Origin of the sequence: Kaistia soli DSM 19436 (assembly GCF_900129325.1) — a bacterium.
Taxonomy (GTDB): domain Bacteria; phylum Pseudomonadota; class Alphaproteobacteria; order Rhizobiales; family Kaistiaceae; genus Kaistia; species Kaistia soli.
The window spans coordinates 420,503-434,507 of record NZ_FQUP01000004.1 but is presented as its reverse complement, the minus strand read 5'-3'; the positions used below and the strand labels follow the sequence as shown (position 1 = coordinate 434,507).

At 65.1% G+C, this 14,005-nt stretch carries 13 protein-coding genes; 8 read left to right on the top strand and 5 right to left on the bottom strand.

The genetic code is table 11. From position 1 onward, the window contains the following. The first annotated feature begins 1 nt into the window (after position 1). Genes BUB39_RS18795 through BUB39_RS18785 form a run of 3 tightly spaced genes read left to right on the top strand, consistent with a single transcriptional unit; the run spans position 2 to position 3,135 of the window. Positions 2-997 (top strand): ABC transporter ATP-binding protein, encoded by a 996-nt coding sequence (locus BUB39_RS18795; protein WP_073056523.1) that lies wholly within the window; start codon positions 2-4, stop codon positions 995-997. Continuing rightward, the gene (locus BUB39_RS18790; protein ID WP_073056521.1) at positions 994-1,947 is read left to right on the top strand and encodes an oligopeptide/dipeptide ABC transporter ATP-binding protein; all 954 of its coding nucleotides are present in this window, start codon (positions 994-996) and stop codon (positions 1,945-1,947) included. Before BUB39_RS18795 ends, BUB39_RS18790 begins: the two co-directional genes overlap by 4 nt. A 39-nt stretch (positions 1,948-1,986) precedes the next feature. Next, on the top strand, positions 1,987-3,135 hold the full coding sequence (locus BUB39_RS18785; RefSeq protein WP_073056519.1) for a M24 family metallopeptidase: 1,149 nt from the start codon (positions 1,987-1,989) through the stop codon (positions 3,133-3,135). A 2-nt stretch (positions 3,136-3,137) separates the two neighbouring features. Here the strand turns inward: BUB39_RS18785 and BUB39_RS18780 are convergent, their stop codons facing one another. After that, positions 3,138-3,470 (bottom strand): hypothetical protein, encoded by a 333-nt coding sequence (locus BUB39_RS18780; RefSeq protein ID WP_073056517.1) that lies wholly within the window; start codon positions 3,468-3,470, stop codon positions 3,138-3,140. Positions 3,471-3,643: 173 nt separating this feature from the next. Between BUB39_RS18780 and glpD the strand changes: the two genes are divergently transcribed. Further along, positions 3,644-5,158 carry a glycerol-3-phosphate dehydrogenase gene (gene glpD, locus BUB39_RS18775; RefSeq protein WP_073056515.1) on the top strand — a complete coding sequence of 505 codons (1,515 nt, stop codon included), beginning with the start codon at positions 3,644-3,646 and terminating at the stop codon, positions 5,156-5,158. Positions 5,159-5,170: 12 nt separating this feature from the next. Here the strand turns inward: glpD and BUB39_RS18770 are convergent, their stop codons facing one another. Further along, on the bottom strand, positions 5,171-5,869 hold the full coding sequence (locus tag BUB39_RS18770) for an ROK family protein (RefSeq protein ID WP_244540302.1): 699 nt from the start codon (positions 5,867-5,869) through the stop codon (positions 5,171-5,173). A 20-nt stretch (positions 5,870-5,889) separates the two neighbouring features. Further along, entirely contained in the window at positions 5,890-8,328 is a 2,439-nt protein-coding gene (locus BUB39_RS18765; protein ID WP_073056511.1) for a glucan 1,4-alpha-glucosidase, read from the bottom strand. 203 nt (positions 8,329-8,531) lie between these two features. On the opposite strand from BUB39_RS18765, the gene zwf reads away from it, so the two are divergent. The 3 genes from zwf to BUB39_RS18750 all read left to right on the top strand — a co-directional run bounded on the left by zwf (position 8,532) and on the right by BUB39_RS18750 (position 12,026). Then, positions 8,532-10,076: a glucose-6-phosphate dehydrogenase gene (gene zwf, locus BUB39_RS18760; RefSeq protein WP_073056509.1), complete on the top strand. Its 1,545-nt coding sequence runs from the start codon at positions 8,532-8,534 to the stop codon at positions 10,074-10,076. Next, positions 10,073-10,903 (top strand): Cof-type HAD-IIB family hydrolase, encoded by an 831-nt coding sequence (locus tag BUB39_RS18755; RefSeq protein WP_073056507.1) that lies wholly within the window; start codon positions 10,073-10,075, stop codon positions 10,901-10,903. Before zwf ends, BUB39_RS18755 begins: the two co-directional genes overlap by 4 nt. A gap of 106 nt (positions 10,904-11,009) precedes the next feature. Then, positions 11,010-12,026: a glycosyltransferase family 4 protein gene (locus BUB39_RS18750; protein ID WP_073056505.1), complete on the top strand. Its 1,017-nt coding sequence runs from the start codon at positions 11,010-11,012 to the stop codon at positions 12,024-12,026. Positions 12,027-12,059: 33 nt separating this feature from the next. Here BUB39_RS18750 and BUB39_RS18745 read toward each other — a convergent pair whose 3' ends face one another. After that, positions 12,060-12,443 carry a response regulator gene (locus BUB39_RS18745; RefSeq protein ID WP_073056503.1) on the bottom strand — a complete coding sequence of 128 codons (384 nt, stop codon included), beginning with the start codon at positions 12,441-12,443 and terminating at the stop codon, positions 12,060-12,062. Between the two features lie 64 nt (positions 12,444-12,507). After that, the gene (locus BUB39_RS18740) at positions 12,508-12,855 is read right to left on the bottom strand and encodes a con-10 family general stress protein (protein ID WP_084527651.1); all 348 of its coding nucleotides are present in this window, start codon (positions 12,853-12,855) and stop codon (positions 12,508-12,510) included. A 256-nt stretch (positions 12,856-13,111) separates the two neighbouring features. On the opposite strand from BUB39_RS18740, the gene BUB39_RS18735 reads away from it, so the two are divergent. Further along, entirely contained in the window at positions 13,112-13,999 is an 888-nt protein-coding gene (locus tag BUB39_RS18735) for a DUF72 domain-containing protein (protein ID WP_073056501.1), read from the top strand. Positions 14,000-14,005: the final 6 nt, after the last annotated feature.

The window sequence follows — 14,005 nt, the reverse complement described above, 5'->3', positions numbered from 1 at the left end:
CATGTCAAGCCAGCTCGCCAAGCCGCCGCTACTGTCGATCGAGGGTCTCACGATCTCGCTGCCGACCGCCGAGGGTCATCGTGCCGAGGCCGTGCGCGGCGTCGATCTGGCCATTGGGCGCGGCGAGATCGTCGGCCTTGCCGGGGAGAGCGGCAGCGGCAAGACGCTGACGGCGCTGTCCGTGCTCGGCCTGCTGCCGGGCGGAGCGCGATCCGGCGGGCGCATTTTCTTCGAAGAGCGCGATCTTCTGGCGAGCGGACGGGCGGCGCGGGCCGTGCGCGGCTCCGAAGTCGCGATGGTCTTCCAGGACCCGATGACGGCGCTGCATCCGATGCTCTCCATCGGCCGGCAGATGACCGAGCATGTCCGCTTCCACCTGCATCTCAGCCAGCATGCGGCCGACGCCGTTGCCGTGGAGATGCTCGACCGGGTGCGTATCCCGAACCCGCGCGAGGCGATGACCCGCTATCCGCACCAGTTCTCCGGCGGCATGCGGCAGCGCATCGCCATCGCGTCGGCACTCGCCGCCGGCCCGAAGCTCCTGATCGCCGACGAGCCAACCACCGCGCTCGATGTGACGGTGCAGGCCGGCATTCTCAGGCTGATCGAGGGTTTGCGCCGGGAACTCCAGCTTTCGGTGCTGCTGATCACGCATGATCTCGGCGTGATGTCGGCGCTCGCCGACCGGGTCTATGTCATGTATGCCGGCCGCGTCGTCGAGCGTGGCGCGCGTTCGGACGTGCTGGCTTTGCCCCGCCATCCTTATACGCGCGGTCTCCTCGATGCCCTGCCGCATGGCAGTCCGTCCGATCATCCGCTGCGTGCTCTGCCGGGCTCGCCGCCGGCGATCGGGCGCTTCCCGGTTGGATGCGCCTTTCATCCGCGTTGTCGCTTCGCCGAGGATATCTGCCGGGCCGATGTACCGGACCTGATGCCTGTGGCGCCGGGCCGCGTGATCGCCTGTCCCATCGATCCGCTGATGGCGGTGCCGGCATGAGCCTCCTGTCGATCCGCGACCTCGTCGTGCGTTATCGCGGCCATTCCGGCGCGACGGTGACGGCGGTTGCCGGCTGCGATCTCGATGTCGAGGAAGGGCAGATCGTGGCGCTGGTCGGCGAATCCGGCTGCGGCAAGTCTTCGCTCGGCAAGGCGGCCGTCGGCCTGATCCGTCCGGCCTCCGGCAGCGTCACCTTCGACGGCGAGCCGGTCGAGCCGCTCGGCCAGCGGGCCCGGCCTGCTGCGCAGCGGCGGCTGCAGATGGTGTTCCAGGATCCGTTCTCCTCGCTCAATCCGCGACGCCGCATCGCCGATCTCATCGGCGATGGCTTGCGCGTTTCAGAAGGGGATGGCGGCCGGCGTCTATCGGTCGGGGAGTGTCTGGAGCGGGTAGGCCTGTCAGCCGGGATTGCGGATCGCTTTCCGCATCAGTTCAGCGGCGGCCAGCGCCAGCGCATCGCAATCGCCCGGGCGCTCGCCGCGCAGCCGCGCTGCATCGTCGCCGACGAGCCGATCTCCGCCCTCGATGCCTCGGCGCAGGCCTCGATCGCCAACCTGCTCGTTTCCCTGGTCGATGATCTGAAGGTCGGGCTGTTGTTCATTTCGCACGATCTTTCGATCGTCAGGCGCATCGCCGACATCACGACCGTCATGTATCTCGGCCGTATCGTCGAGACCGCGCCGAGCGAGCCACTGTGGCGCGCGCCGCTGCATCCCTATTCGGCCGGCCTCATCGGCGCGATCACCGAGCCGGATGGCCGTGGCCGCATGCCGACAGACCTCCCCGGCGACGTGCCCGATCCGGCCTTGCCGCCGCCCGGCTGCCGTTTCCACCCGCGCTGCCCGATCGCCATCCAGCGCTGCGCGGTCGAGGTTCCGGAACGACGCGTGCTCGGTCCCGGCAGAACGGCCGCTTGTCATCGTGCGGAGCCGGTCGCGGCCTTTGCGTGACGCGCCCGTGCTTCCGCCGCCAACCCCCTGGAGATCACGATGCCCAACTACCAGCAACGCATGCAGCGCTTCCAAGACCTGATCGCCGGCGCGGCCGACCTCGTCTTCTTCCATATCGGCACGGATCTCGATTACCTGACGGGCATCCACCGCGACATTCCGAATTATGGCCGGGTACTGCATCCGGGCGCGTGGCTTGAAGGCGCCTGGCTTTCGGCGGAACGGGCGCCCATCCTCACGCTGCCGCGCATGACAGCGGAGCTTGGCGGCAAAGGCGGCATTTCGGGCTTCGAGATCCGCGTGCTCGGCGATTGGGACGATCCGGCCGTGATGGCCAAGGGCATCATTGATGAGATGAAGCTGCCCGCCTCGCCGCGCATCGCCGTCAGCGAGAATGCCGAGGCCGAGTCGCTCATCCAGATCCAGAAGCTGATCCCGGATGCGCGCTTCGTATCGGCGACGGCGCTGCTGCGCAAGCTGCGCGTCATCAAGGATGCCGACGAGATCGAGACGATGCGCGCCGCCGGCCGCATCACCGAGGCGGCGCTCACCGACGCGGTCGCGACCTTCAAGCTCGGCATGACCGAACTCGATGTCGTCGCCGAGCTCGACTACCAGATGAAGCGGCACGGTTCGCTCGGACCGTCCTTCACGACCTCGCTCTACAACACCGGCACCAATCATCCGATGCTGCTCGGCCAGCCCTTGAAGACCTGGCCGCGCAAGCTGAACCCGCCGGTGTCGGTGTTGCTGGACTTTGGCGCCGTGCTTGACGGCATGTGCTACGACTATGGCCGCACGGTCTCCTTCGGCACGCCGAGCGCCGAACAGATCAAGGTGCATCGCCTGATCATGGACGCGCAGGCGGCCGGGATCGCGGCCTTGAAGGCGGGCGAGGCGACATGCGCCGAGGTCGATTCTGCGGCCCGCGACGTGATCGCGGCGGCCGGCTATGACAAGGCGTTCCGCCACCGCCTCGGCCATGCCATTGGTTCCGACGTGCACGAGCCGCCTTTCCTGACCAAGGGCAGCGACACCGTGGTGCAGGAAGGCATGATCTTCACCGTCGAGCCCAGCATCCTACAGGACGGCAGCTTCAGCGCACGGGTCGAGGACTGCATCGTGGTGCGGCCAGGGGGCGGCGAGCCGCTGACGCGCGGCTTCCAGGACCTGATCGTCATCGATTGACGCTAATGCGGCTTGCCGACCGGCCGACCGGCTTCGTCGGCGGCTGCGGCCTCGGCCGTCCTCCGGCGATGGATCGCGGCGCCGAGCGCGGCAACCCAGGTTCGCGCCGGCTTGAAATCGGGGTCGGCCACGCCGTTTTCGATCTCGGCGATCAGCGTGTCGAGCTTCAGCGTGATCACGTCGAGCGTCTCGCGATCGTAGCGGTCGGTGGCGGGATCAGCCTCGACTTCGCGCCGGATGATGGCGAGCGCGTCGCGCCAGGCGACCGGATCGGCGAAAGTGACATCCTGCTGGAGCGCATGATGCAGCGCGCCGAGAAGCTCGAGAACGTCCATCGTCTGGTCTCCTGCCATCCTGATCCTGACCTTATCGTCCCCGGGGCGGCGGGGTTCAACCCCGAACGCGACAGATCGCGGGCCTGTCATCGCGCGCCTTCCGCCTCGGGGTGTTTCATACTAGCTTGGCGGCCCGCCGCGGAGGGCGGATTCAAGGGCGGCTGGAGGCCAGCGTGGACGTTCCGAGCTACGATATCTTCGTCATCGGTGGCGGCATCAATGGCTGTGGCATCGCCCGCGACGCGGTCGGCCGCGGCTACAGCGTCTGCCTTGCCGAGATGAACGATCTTGCCAGCGGCACCTCGTCGACCTCGACCAAGCTGATCCATGGCGGCCTTCGCTATCTCGAATATTACGAGTTCCGCCTGGTGCGCGAGGCGCTGATGGAGCGCGAAGTGCTGTGGTCGCTCGCGCCGCACATCATTCATCCGATGCGGTTCGTGCTGCCCTATGCGAAGGGCCTCCGCCCGGCCTGGCTCATTCGCCTCGGGCTCTTCCTTTATGATCATATCGGTGGCCGCAAGTTGCTGCCGGCGACTCGCACGCTCGACATGCGCCGCGATCCTGCCGGCAAGCCGCTGAAGCCGGGCTTCACCACGGCGTTCGAATATTCGGACGGCTGGGTCAATGATGCCCGGCTCGTCGTGCTCAATGCGCGTGATGCCGCCGATCGTGGTGCGGCCGTGCATGTGCGAACCAAGGTTGTTTCGGCGCGACGCGAGGGCGATGCCTGGCTGGTCACGATGGAAGACCGGCGCAGCGGCGTGCAGGAGACCGTGCGGGCACGGCTGATCGTCAATGCCGCCGGCCCGTGGGTCGATCACGTCCTGACCGATACGCTCGGTCGCAATGACGCCCATCACGTCCGCCTGGTGCAGGGCAGCCATATCGTCGTGAAGAAGAAGTTCGACGATCCGCGCGCCTATTTCTTCCAGAACCGCGATGGGCGAATCATCTTTGCGATTCCGTACGAGGATGATTTCACCCTCATCGGAACCACCGATCAGGACTATCCCGGCGACCCGCACAATGTCGTCATCAGCGAAGGCGAAATCGATTATCTCTGCGCCGCCGCGAGCGAATATTTCGTCGAGCCGGTCCGGCGCGCCGACATCGTCTGGACCTATTCGGGGGTTCGCCCCCTGTTCGACGATGGCGCATCCAAGGCGCAGGCGGCGACGCGCGACTATGTGCTGAAGGACGAGCCTGTCCCGGGCGCGCCGGCGATCAATGTCTTCGGCGGCAAGATCACCACCTATCGCCGCCTGGCTGAATCGATGCTGGAGAAGATCGAACATCATCTCGGCAAGAAGGGCGAGCCATGGACGGCGTCGAAGCCACTGCCCGGCGGTGAATTCCCCGCCACCGGCTTCGAGCAGGAACTGGCCCGCCTCACAGCGGCCTTTCCGTTCCTGAAGCCGGAGCATGCGCGGCGGCTGCTCCGGCTCTATGGCACGCGGGTCTTCATCATGCTCGGTGACGCCAGCAGCTATTCCGATCTCGGCAGTCGCTTCGGCGCGGACCTCTTCGAGGCGGAGGTCCGCTATCTCGTGGCCCATGAATGGGCAGCGAGCGCCGACGACATTCTCTGGCGCCGCACCAAGCTCGGGCTCCGCTTCAGCCGCGACGAGGCGGCGTCGCTTGACGCCTACCTCGCAGAGATCTCGGCAGTCGCGGTCGCCACCTAGCGCCGCTGCGGGTCAGCGCTTCTTCCAGAGGAACGCACCGCCCTCGAGCCCGGCCTCGTTCGAGGCGATGGTGACATTCTTCGGCAGCGTGTCCGTCTCGATATGCTTGGCATTGCCGCCGCCGATATGCAGCTGGTCGAAATGCAGCAGCGTGAAGATCAGGTCGATCGCCTTCTCGACGCGCTTGTTCCAGTGCTTCTTGCCTTTGTCCTCGAAGGCAGCATTGCCGAGATATTCGTCATAGGTCTTGTCGTCGTGGATCGGATGATGCGCGAGTTCCATATGCGGCATCAGATCGCCGTCGCGGAACAGCGCAGTGCCGGCCCCGGTGCCAAGAGTCAGGACGAATTCGAGCCCCTTGCCGCTGATGATCGCCATGCCCTGCATCTCCGCATCGTTGATGATGCGCACCGGATGGCCGAGCTGCTTCTCCAGCGCGGCGGCGAGGTCGAAGCCGGCCCAGCCTTCGGTCCCGAGATTGGGCGCGGTCAGGATGCAGCCATTGCGCACGACGCCTGGAAAGCCGACGGCGATGCGGTCATAGGCGGGAAAGCCCTTCACCAATCCGCCGATGGCGTCGAGAAAAAGCGACGGCGGACAAGGATGCGGCGTCTCGACACGGGCACGTTCGTTGATGAGTGCGCCCTTGTCGTCGATGACCGCTGCCTTGAGGCCGGTGCCGCCGACATCGATTGCAAGAATGCCTGTCACGTCTGTCTCCACTGCTGCGATCAACGGCTGCCGCGATGCGCGTCGTGCCGCGCCCGCTCGACCGTGACTTCGAAATCGACATTCTCCCAGCGGTTCGAATCCGGCCAGAAGAAGGTGAATCTGATGATGTGGCCGGCGGCAATGCGCGACGTATCGATATCGAGCATATGAATTCCGAAGGCGTTGAGCGTCGTTGGGGTGTCTTCCGTCGTCGCCCAATTGTCCTTCGACCAATGCACGACGGCCGGGGATTCGACCTCGATCCGGAGCGCCCGGCCATGCGACACGGTGCGGATCTTCTGCGTGAAGCGCCAGATGCGCACCTCGGCCTTCACCTTGTCCTGCTGGTAGCGCTTGACCGTCTGCGGCGGCATGTCGAACACGGCGCCGTCGCTCAGCGAGCGAAGCAACTTGATGTGCTCGGAATGCGCCCACACGAGGGGCATCGCGCTGCCCGAGGGGTGGCCGTGATAGAGCTCGCGCTGGGGGATGTCGGCGCTGTCCCAGACCTGTTCGGGGAGCATGCCGCCTGAGCTCGCCGATTGCTCCAGCGTGTCGAGCAGTTGCTCGGCCAGCGGAATTCGTCCGGCCGCGATCTCGTAATGCGCCCGCTCGCCGGTCAGGAGCGGCCAGGGACGACCAATCCCCGTGCCATTGAAGGGACGGCCGTCCTCATGCTCGCCATAGCCGTCTCCATTGTAGCGATACCAGATCGGACCCTGCGGCAGCTCGGCCTTCAGTGTCGCATCGATGGCTGTGACCGTGTCGACGATGCGCGGATCGTCGGCGGCGCGGAGGCCGAAACGGACGAGCGCCAGCGCATCGGGACTGATCAGCATCGTTGCGTGCTTGCTCATGTCCGCCGGCGGTCGGTTCTTGATCGGCACGAAGCCATCGAGCGGCGAGGCACCATCAGCGGTGTCGGCCGTGGCGATCCGCACGTAATAGCCCTCGATTCCGAGCTGCTTGCTGAGTTCGGTGCCGGTGGCGTAAGTCCAGTATTCGATATCCTCGTTCCAGCTGTCGGCCGTCTGCCGCAGATAGTGTGCGGCCTTCTTCTCGCCGAGGATCTCCAAAAGGTCGGCCGCGGCCAGAAGGCCAGCGATTTCGACGGAGAGCGTGAAGGGCGAATAGCCGGCGTCTTCCTCCCAGCGGTCTTGTCCGGTCACCGGACCGTTGCAGACGATGAAATGCGCCGCCTTTTCGATCATCGGCTTGATGCGGGCGATCTCGATGCTGTCGAGATGGCCGTGACGGCGCAGCATATCGGCGAGGATGATCGGGAATGCGCACTCGTCCATCTGCACGCCGCCCCAATAGGGCGAGCCGTCGAGCCAGACATTCTGCGACCAGTGGCCATCGGCTTCCTGGATGGCCGTCAGATAAGCCAGCACCGCCTTAGCCTCGTCGACCGCGCCGGCGGCGAGAAAGCCGCCGGCCGTCTCAACGAGATCGCGCGGCCAGACGAGATGATAGCCGCCGAGGTCCTCGTCTCCCTTGGAGAAGCCCCAGGGAATGGAGAGGCTGGCGATGGCTGCACCCGGGAAGGAGGCCGGCTGGTGCGTGGCGAGCACCGCGGCGCTGATGCGATAGCTGTTAAGGTTGCTGGCGCCGGCAGGCCTATCCAGCGGCAGCAGCCGCTTCTGGTAGGCGCGCCAGCCGGCCGAATAGGCGCGGCGCGCCACGTCGAAGCCGGCCTGGATGCTGGACAGCGCCTTGTAGGCTGCTTCTTCCCAGCGTGAACCGAAGGCGACCGCGATCAGGGCTTCGTTGGCGGCCGCGAGGTCGATTTCGGCCGCGAGGGCGACATTGCCGTCGGCGGCCATGCGCCAGCTTTCGTTAAGTTCGCCATCGCGCGAAAGCTGCTGCCAGCCGTCAGACGCGCCGACATAGCCGACCGAGCGCGCCAGGAACGGCACCGAGCAGGCGACCGCGAGCGCGCCGGCCTTGGCGCCGGTCGCGAACAACATCGGCGTGCCCTTGTAGTCGTCGATCCAGGCGGTGTTGTTGCTGCCGCCATTGATAAGATGCGGTGCGATCAACCCGAACAGGCGATAGTCGCTTTCCGATCCCTGCAGCGCCTCGAAAGTGAGACGCTGCAGCAGCGTCTCGCGCTTCGGATCGGTCAGGACTTCCTTCTCGATGCGCCAACGCCCGTCGCGCGCGGTATTAGTGAGGCGGAACGCGGGAACGCCTTCCTCGATCATGGCGATGCCATGATCAGCGTCGCGCTTTTCCTCGGCGAAGTAGCCGTCGAGTCCGGTGACCATGAAGCCGAAATCGCGCGTGCAGGCCGCGTCTACACGCGGCCAGTAGATCTCGTTCAGGATGCCATGGCTGACCGTGAACCAGATCCGGCTCGCCGCGGTTCCCGCCGTCCCGACGCCGCTTTTGGCGCTCGAAGTCCAGCGCGGCGGCAGGCCGGGCTTCCCCGGCGGCACGGTGTCGGATGCATCCATGGTCGTCTCCGGTTTTTTTGGGCTTGCAGCTTAGGTTCGGTTCCGTCGTAAATCCATGCGTTCGACAGGGCATATTGCCTGCCGACAGCCTGACGCCACGTTCCGATCTCGCTGATTCGCTCCGCACTTAACACTTCCTCAGCGCTAGCCGTAGCAAGCAAAGGCTGCCTCAAAGTGAATCGACCTCGAGAAAGGGACATCCGATGACAGCGTTTCCAGGTAAACCGGTGCTGCCGAAGGATGCGACGCCCGCACCGCCCTCCACGATGATCATCTTTGGCGGGTCGGGCGACCTCACCAAGCGGCTGGTGATGCCCTCCCTCTATAATCTTGCGCGCGACGGCGCGCTCGATCCGGCCTTCAGCGTCATCGGCGTCGATATCGTCGATCACAGCGAGGAAGACTACCGCGCCTATCTGACCGAGACAGCCAGGGGCCTGGCGCAGGCTGCGGGTGCGACGGTCGATAAGGACGCGTGGGCTTGGTTGATGCAGCGCACCGGCTATGTCGTCGGCAATTTCGACGATCCCGCGACCTACCAGACGATCCATGAGCGCATCGCCGCCAATGAGCCGGCTTCGCATGGCGCTGTCTTCTATTTCGCCGTCGCGCCGCGCTTCTTCGGCCCGATCGCCGATCATCTCGACAAGGCTGGCCTCCTTGCCGAGGACGAAACCGAGTTCCGCCGGATCGTCGTCGAGAAGCCGTTCGGCATGGACCTCGCCTCGGCCCAGGCGCTGAACGCGCAGCTGCTGCGCGCCGCCGACGAGAGCCAGATCTTCCGCATCGACCACTTTCTCGGCAAGGAGACGGTGCAGAACGTCATGGCGATGCGGTTCGGCAACGGCATCTTCGAGCCGATCTGGAATCGCAACTTCATCGATCATATCCAAATCACCGCTGCCGAGACTGTAACGGTCGAGCGGCGCGGTGGCTTCTATGATGCGACTGGCGCGATGCGCGACATGGTGCCGAACCACATGTTCCAGTTGCTCGCGATGATCGCGATGGAGCCGCCGAATTCGTTCGACGCCGATGCGATCCGCACCGAGAAGGCCAAGGTCATCCAGGCGATCAGGAAACTGACGCCGGACGAAGCGACTGCCTATGCCGTGCGCGCGCAATATGCCGCCGGCGAGGTCGGGGGAGTCGCGGTCAAGGATTATCGCGAGGAAGCGGATGTCTCGCCGACCAGCCGGACCGAGACCTATGTCGCGCTGAAGCTCGAAGTCGAGAACTGGCGCTGGTCGGGCGTGCCGTTCTATATCCGCACCGGCAAGGCGATGTCGGTCCGCAAGACCGAGATTGTGGTGCAGTTCAAGAGTCCGCCGCATACGCTGTTTCAGGACACGCCCACCAACAGCCTGCAGCCGAATGCGCTCGTCGTGCGGGTGCAGCCTGACGAAGGCATTTCCTTGCGTCTCGCCGCCAAGATCCCTGGCCGCGCGGTACGCCTCGCCGAAGTCGACATGGACTTCCGCTATGCCGACTATTTCAAGCGCGAGCCTTCCACAGGCTACGAGACGCTGATCTATGACTGTCTCGTCGGTGACGCGACCTTGTTCCAGCGCGCCGATAATATCGAGGCCGGCTGGGCGGCGGTCGAACCGATCCTCGAGGCCTGGGCCAATGCGCCCGGCGAGATCTATCACTATCCGGCCGGCTCGGCCGGGCCGGCCGCTGCCGATGCGCTCATCGAGCGCGATGGCTTCTCCTGGTTCTCCCTCGACGAGAAGGCTCCCAAATGACCGGCCGCGCCCTTCCAAAGCGGATTTCGCTTCTTGTGTCCGACGTCGACGGCACGATTGTCACACCGAGTCCCAACAAGCATGTGGCGCCGGCGACGATCGAGGCCGTGGCGCAGCTTCGCGCCGCCGGGATCGCCTTTTCGATCGTCTCCAGCAGGCCGCCGCGGGGGATGCTGTCGGTGGCCGGACCGCTCGGCGTCGACCGGTTTGCCGGCTTCAACGGGTCATCGATCGTCGCGGCCGACCTGACGCCGATCGAGCAGCATTTCGTGCCGGAGGCGGCCGCACGCCTTGCGGTCGACGAATTGCGAAAGGCCGGCGTCGATGTCTGGGTGTTTGCAGACGGCGAGTGGTTCGTCACCGATATTGACGGGCCCTATGTGGCGCACGAGGTTCACACCGTGGGCTTCGAGCCGATTGCGGTGACCGATTTCGGCGATCATATCGCGCGCGCCGGCAAGATCGTCGGCTCGTCCAAGGACCCGGAACTGCTCATCCGCTGCGAGGTCGAACTGCAGCAACTGCTCGGCACCAGCGCGTCGGCCAAGCGATCGCAGACCTATTATCTCGACATCACGCATCCGAGCGCCGACAAGGGCTATGCGGTGAAGGCGCTCGCCAGCCATTTTGGCGTTCCGCTCGACGAGGTGGCGGTGGTCGGCGACATGGTCAACGACCTGCCGATGTTTTCCGTCGGTGCCCTCGCGATCGCCATGGGCAATGCCAGCGACGAGGTCAAGGCGCTGGCGGACTATGTGACGACTTCCAATGCCGAAGATGGTGTCGCCCACGCCATCGACGCGGTGCTCCTGCCCCGCGCGCCTTAGACGCACTATCGCCGGCCGTGACCTTGTGCGCTTGGCCGGCGCCTTGGAACGTTGCCGCAGTCCATCCGTTGAAGGGAGACCCTGTCTTGCCTTCGGAGGATGATCGATGCGGATTGCCCAGGTTGCGCCGCTGCTTGAGGCGGTGCCGCCGCGTCTTTATGGCGGGACGGAGCGCGTCATTTCATGGCTGACCGAGGCGTTGGTCGAGGACGGCCATGAGGTGACGCTGTTTGCGACCGGGGACTCGGAAACAAGCGCAAGCCATTTCGTGACACGTGCAGAGGCCAGCCGGAGCGCCGGGCGCGATCACGCGGCGCTCGCCGATGTCTTTGCACATGTGCGAAGCCAGCTCGACGATTTCGACATTGTCCATTTCCACACCGAGTTCGCGCATTTCGGCGCCTTTCCGGGTGCTGAGAACAAGTGCCTGACGACCCTGCATCTCCGGCTCGACCGCGAAGAGGCCGCCGAGGCAGTGGCCGCCCATCCGGAGATGCCGCTGGTCTCGATTTCGAACAACCAGCGCCTGCCGCTACCGGATGCGCGGTATGTCGCGACCGTGCCGCATGGCATGCCGGAGGATCTGATCACCGAAGGCGACGGATCGGGCGGTTATCTGTTGTTTCTCGGCCGGATTTCTCCGGACAAGCGACCGGATCGCGCCATCAAAGTCGCCTCAGCGCTCGGCATGACGCTCAAGATCGCCGCGAAGGTCGATGCTGCCGACGAGCGCTATTTCCGGGAAGAGATCGAACCGCTGCTGGCAACCGAGGGTGTCGAATATCTCGGCGAGCGTGACGACAGTGGGAAGGCGGACCTGCTCGGCAAGGCGAAGGCACTACTCTTCCCGATCGACTGGCCCGAGCCGTTCGGCCTTGTGATGATCGAGGCGATGGCTGCGGGAACGCCGATCGTCGCGTGGCGGGCCGGTTCTGTACCCGAGGTCATCGAGCCCGGTGTTACCGGGCGAATCGTCGAGAGCCTCGATGAGGCCGTCGACGCGGTGCGCTCGATCGACGATCTGCCGCGTCACCGGATCCGCCAGGAATTCGAGCGACGCTTCACGGCGCGCCGCATGGCGCAGGATTATGTGAAGGTCTATCAGGGACTTATTGGCAGCTGAGGGCAGGCCTCTAGCCAGCGCGTCGTTAGGTGATCATCCAGCGTCGCGCTGCAGCCACGAAAAGGCCTCGGCAAGGTTGGCGGGCGCGACGGGTTTGGCGCAATGGCCGATCGCGGCGTAGCGCATCGGAATATCGGAGGCATCGAGCCCGGTCGCAAAGACGAAGGGTATGCTGCGCTCGAGCAGCAGGTCAGCGACCGGAAAGGCGAGTTCGCCGAAAAGGTTGAGATCGACGACAGCCGCGTCGAGACGGTCGGCCTCTGCAATGGCGCGCAAGGCACTGCCGACCGTATTGACCGGGCCGATCACGACGGCGCCGGCGTGTGTGAAATTCTCCGCCAGATCAAAGGCGATGAGCGCATCGTCCTCGACAATGAGAATGTGCAGGCCTGCGAGAAGCTGGGACAGGGTGGTCATGGACGTGGGAAATGTCCGGACGTGCAGCAGCAAGTGGCATGATCGGGAGCGCGGTGCCCGCCGATCAATGCGCGCTGCCCTTGCGACTCGAATCGGCTGAGCGATCCAAGTCCTCGGTGAGTGCGTCGGATTTCGAACGTGCACTCGATGTTTTCTTGGCGCCACCATGCGAGGCCGCGCCCCCTTTGCGGCCCGCTGCCGCGGCGAGTTCACGGTTCATCGAAAAGCTGCGCTTTTCATGCGGAACGCTTTCGCCGCCCTTTCGGCCGGCATCGGCCGCGAGACGACGATCCTGCGAGAAGCTGCGCTTCTCGTTCGGGACGCTTTCGCCGCCTTTGCGGGCAATGTCCCGCTGCTTGTCCCCGTCCATCGAGGCGAAGCCGCGGCCAGAAGTATTGGAATGCTCAGCCATGGCGGTGCTCCTTAAATGGGAATGGATTCGGATGCCCGCGCCGCGGTGATGCCGCGCGACTGCATACCAATCCCGGCCCGCCAAGCTTCGTTCCCGAAATTTCGTTCCCAAAACAGGATCATCTCCGGAATAGCCAAGGCCAAGCTTCGTCGAGCGGAGCATAGAAATGCGCATACCCTGATCGAGTGGTGAGAGCCGTTGCTGCGCAACCCCATGGCCGCGCGAAGCGTTTCGTCGTCCGGGAGACAAGGACGCGATGAGACGACAGGGCACGATCAGGATTGGCGTTTCCGGCTGGACTTATTCGCCCTGGCGCGGCCATTTCTATCCGCAAGGCCTCGCCCATAAGCACGAACTCTCCTTTGCGGCCGATGCGTTCGCCAGCATCGAAATCAACGGCACCTTCTATCGGCTGCAGCGGCCGGAGACCTTTCGCCGATGGGCTGCCGAAACCCCGGACGATTTCGTCTTCGCCGTGAAGGGCCCGCGCTACATCACCCATATGCGGCGCCTGCGCGAGCCGGAGGCTCCGCTTGCCAATTTCTTCGCGTCGGGCGTGCTTGAGCTCGGCCCCAAGCTCGGGCCGGTGCTGTGGCAATTTCCGGCCAGCTTCGCTTTCGACGCCGCGCGCCTTGATGATTTTCTGGCGCAGTTGCCGCACGACGCCGAGGCCGCGCTGGCGCTCGCGCGGAAGCACGATTCCCGCCTGCCGGGGATCGAACTGCCGGATCATGTCGCGGCGCACAGGGTCCGCCACGGCGTCGAGATCCGGCATGACAGCTTCCGAAACGGCGACTTCATCGAAATGTTGCGCCACCGCCGCGTGGCGCTGGTCTGTGCGGACACGGTCGAATGGCCCCGGCTGATGGATCTCACGGCCGACTTTGCGTATCTCCGCCTGCATGGCTCGGAGGAGCTCTATCGCAGCGGGTATAGCGAGGCCGCGCTCGATCGCTGGGCACGGCTCATCCGTGCCTTCGCCGATGGAAAGCCGGCGGCCGATGCCGACACGGCCGGGCCGCCCGATGCACACCCGGCGCCGCGCGATGTTTATGTCTATTTCGACAATACCGACAAACGCCATGCCCCGGACGACGCAAGGGCATTGATTCACAAGCTCGGGCTCGCTGTCGGGCACGGCTAGAGATCG

Excerpts from the sequence above, each read along its gene's own strand:
- BUB39_RS18750 (WP_073056505.1), top strand. The coding sequence starts at position 11,010 with ATGCGGATTGCCCAGGTTGCGCCGCTGCTTGAGGCGGTGCCGCCGCGT.
- BUB39_RS18745 (WP_073056503.1), bottom strand. The coding sequence starts at position 12,443 with ATGACCACCCTGTCCCAGCTTCTCGCAGGCCTGCACATTCTCATTGTC.
- BUB39_RS18765 (WP_073056511.1), bottom strand. The coding sequence starts at position 8,328 with ATGGATGCATCCGACACCGTGCCGCCGGGGAAGCCCGGCCTGCCGCCG.
- BUB39_RS18740 (WP_084527651.1), bottom strand. The coding sequence starts at position 12,855 with ATGGCTGAGCATTCCAATACTTCTGGCCGCGGCTTCGCCTCGATGGAC.
- BUB39_RS18780 (WP_073056517.1), bottom strand. The coding sequence starts at position 3,470 with ATGGACGTTCTCGAGCTTCTCGGCGCGCTGCATCATGCGCTCCAGCAG.
- BUB39_RS18755 (WP_073056507.1), top strand. The coding sequence starts at position 10,073 with ATGACCGGCCGCGCCCTTCCAAAGCGGATTTCGCTTCTTGTGTCCGAC.
- BUB39_RS18795 (WP_073056523.1), top strand. The coding sequence starts at position 2 with ATGTCAAGCCAGCTCGCCAAGCCGCCGCTACTGTCGATCGAGGGTCTC.
- BUB39_RS18790 (WP_073056521.1), top strand. The coding sequence starts at position 994 with ATGAGCCTCCTGTCGATCCGCGACCTCGTCGTGCGTTATCGCGGCCAT.
- BUB39_RS18785 (WP_073056519.1), top strand. The coding sequence starts at position 1,987 with ATGCCCAACTACCAGCAACGCATGCAGCGCTTCCAAGACCTGATCGCC.
- zwf (WP_073056509.1), top strand. The coding sequence starts at position 8,532 with ATGACAGCGTTTCCAGGTAAACCGGTGCTGCCGAAGGATGCGACGCCC.
- BUB39_RS18735 (WP_073056501.1), top strand. The coding sequence starts at position 13,112 with ATGAGACGACAGGGCACGATCAGGATTGGCGTTTCCGGCTGGACTTAT.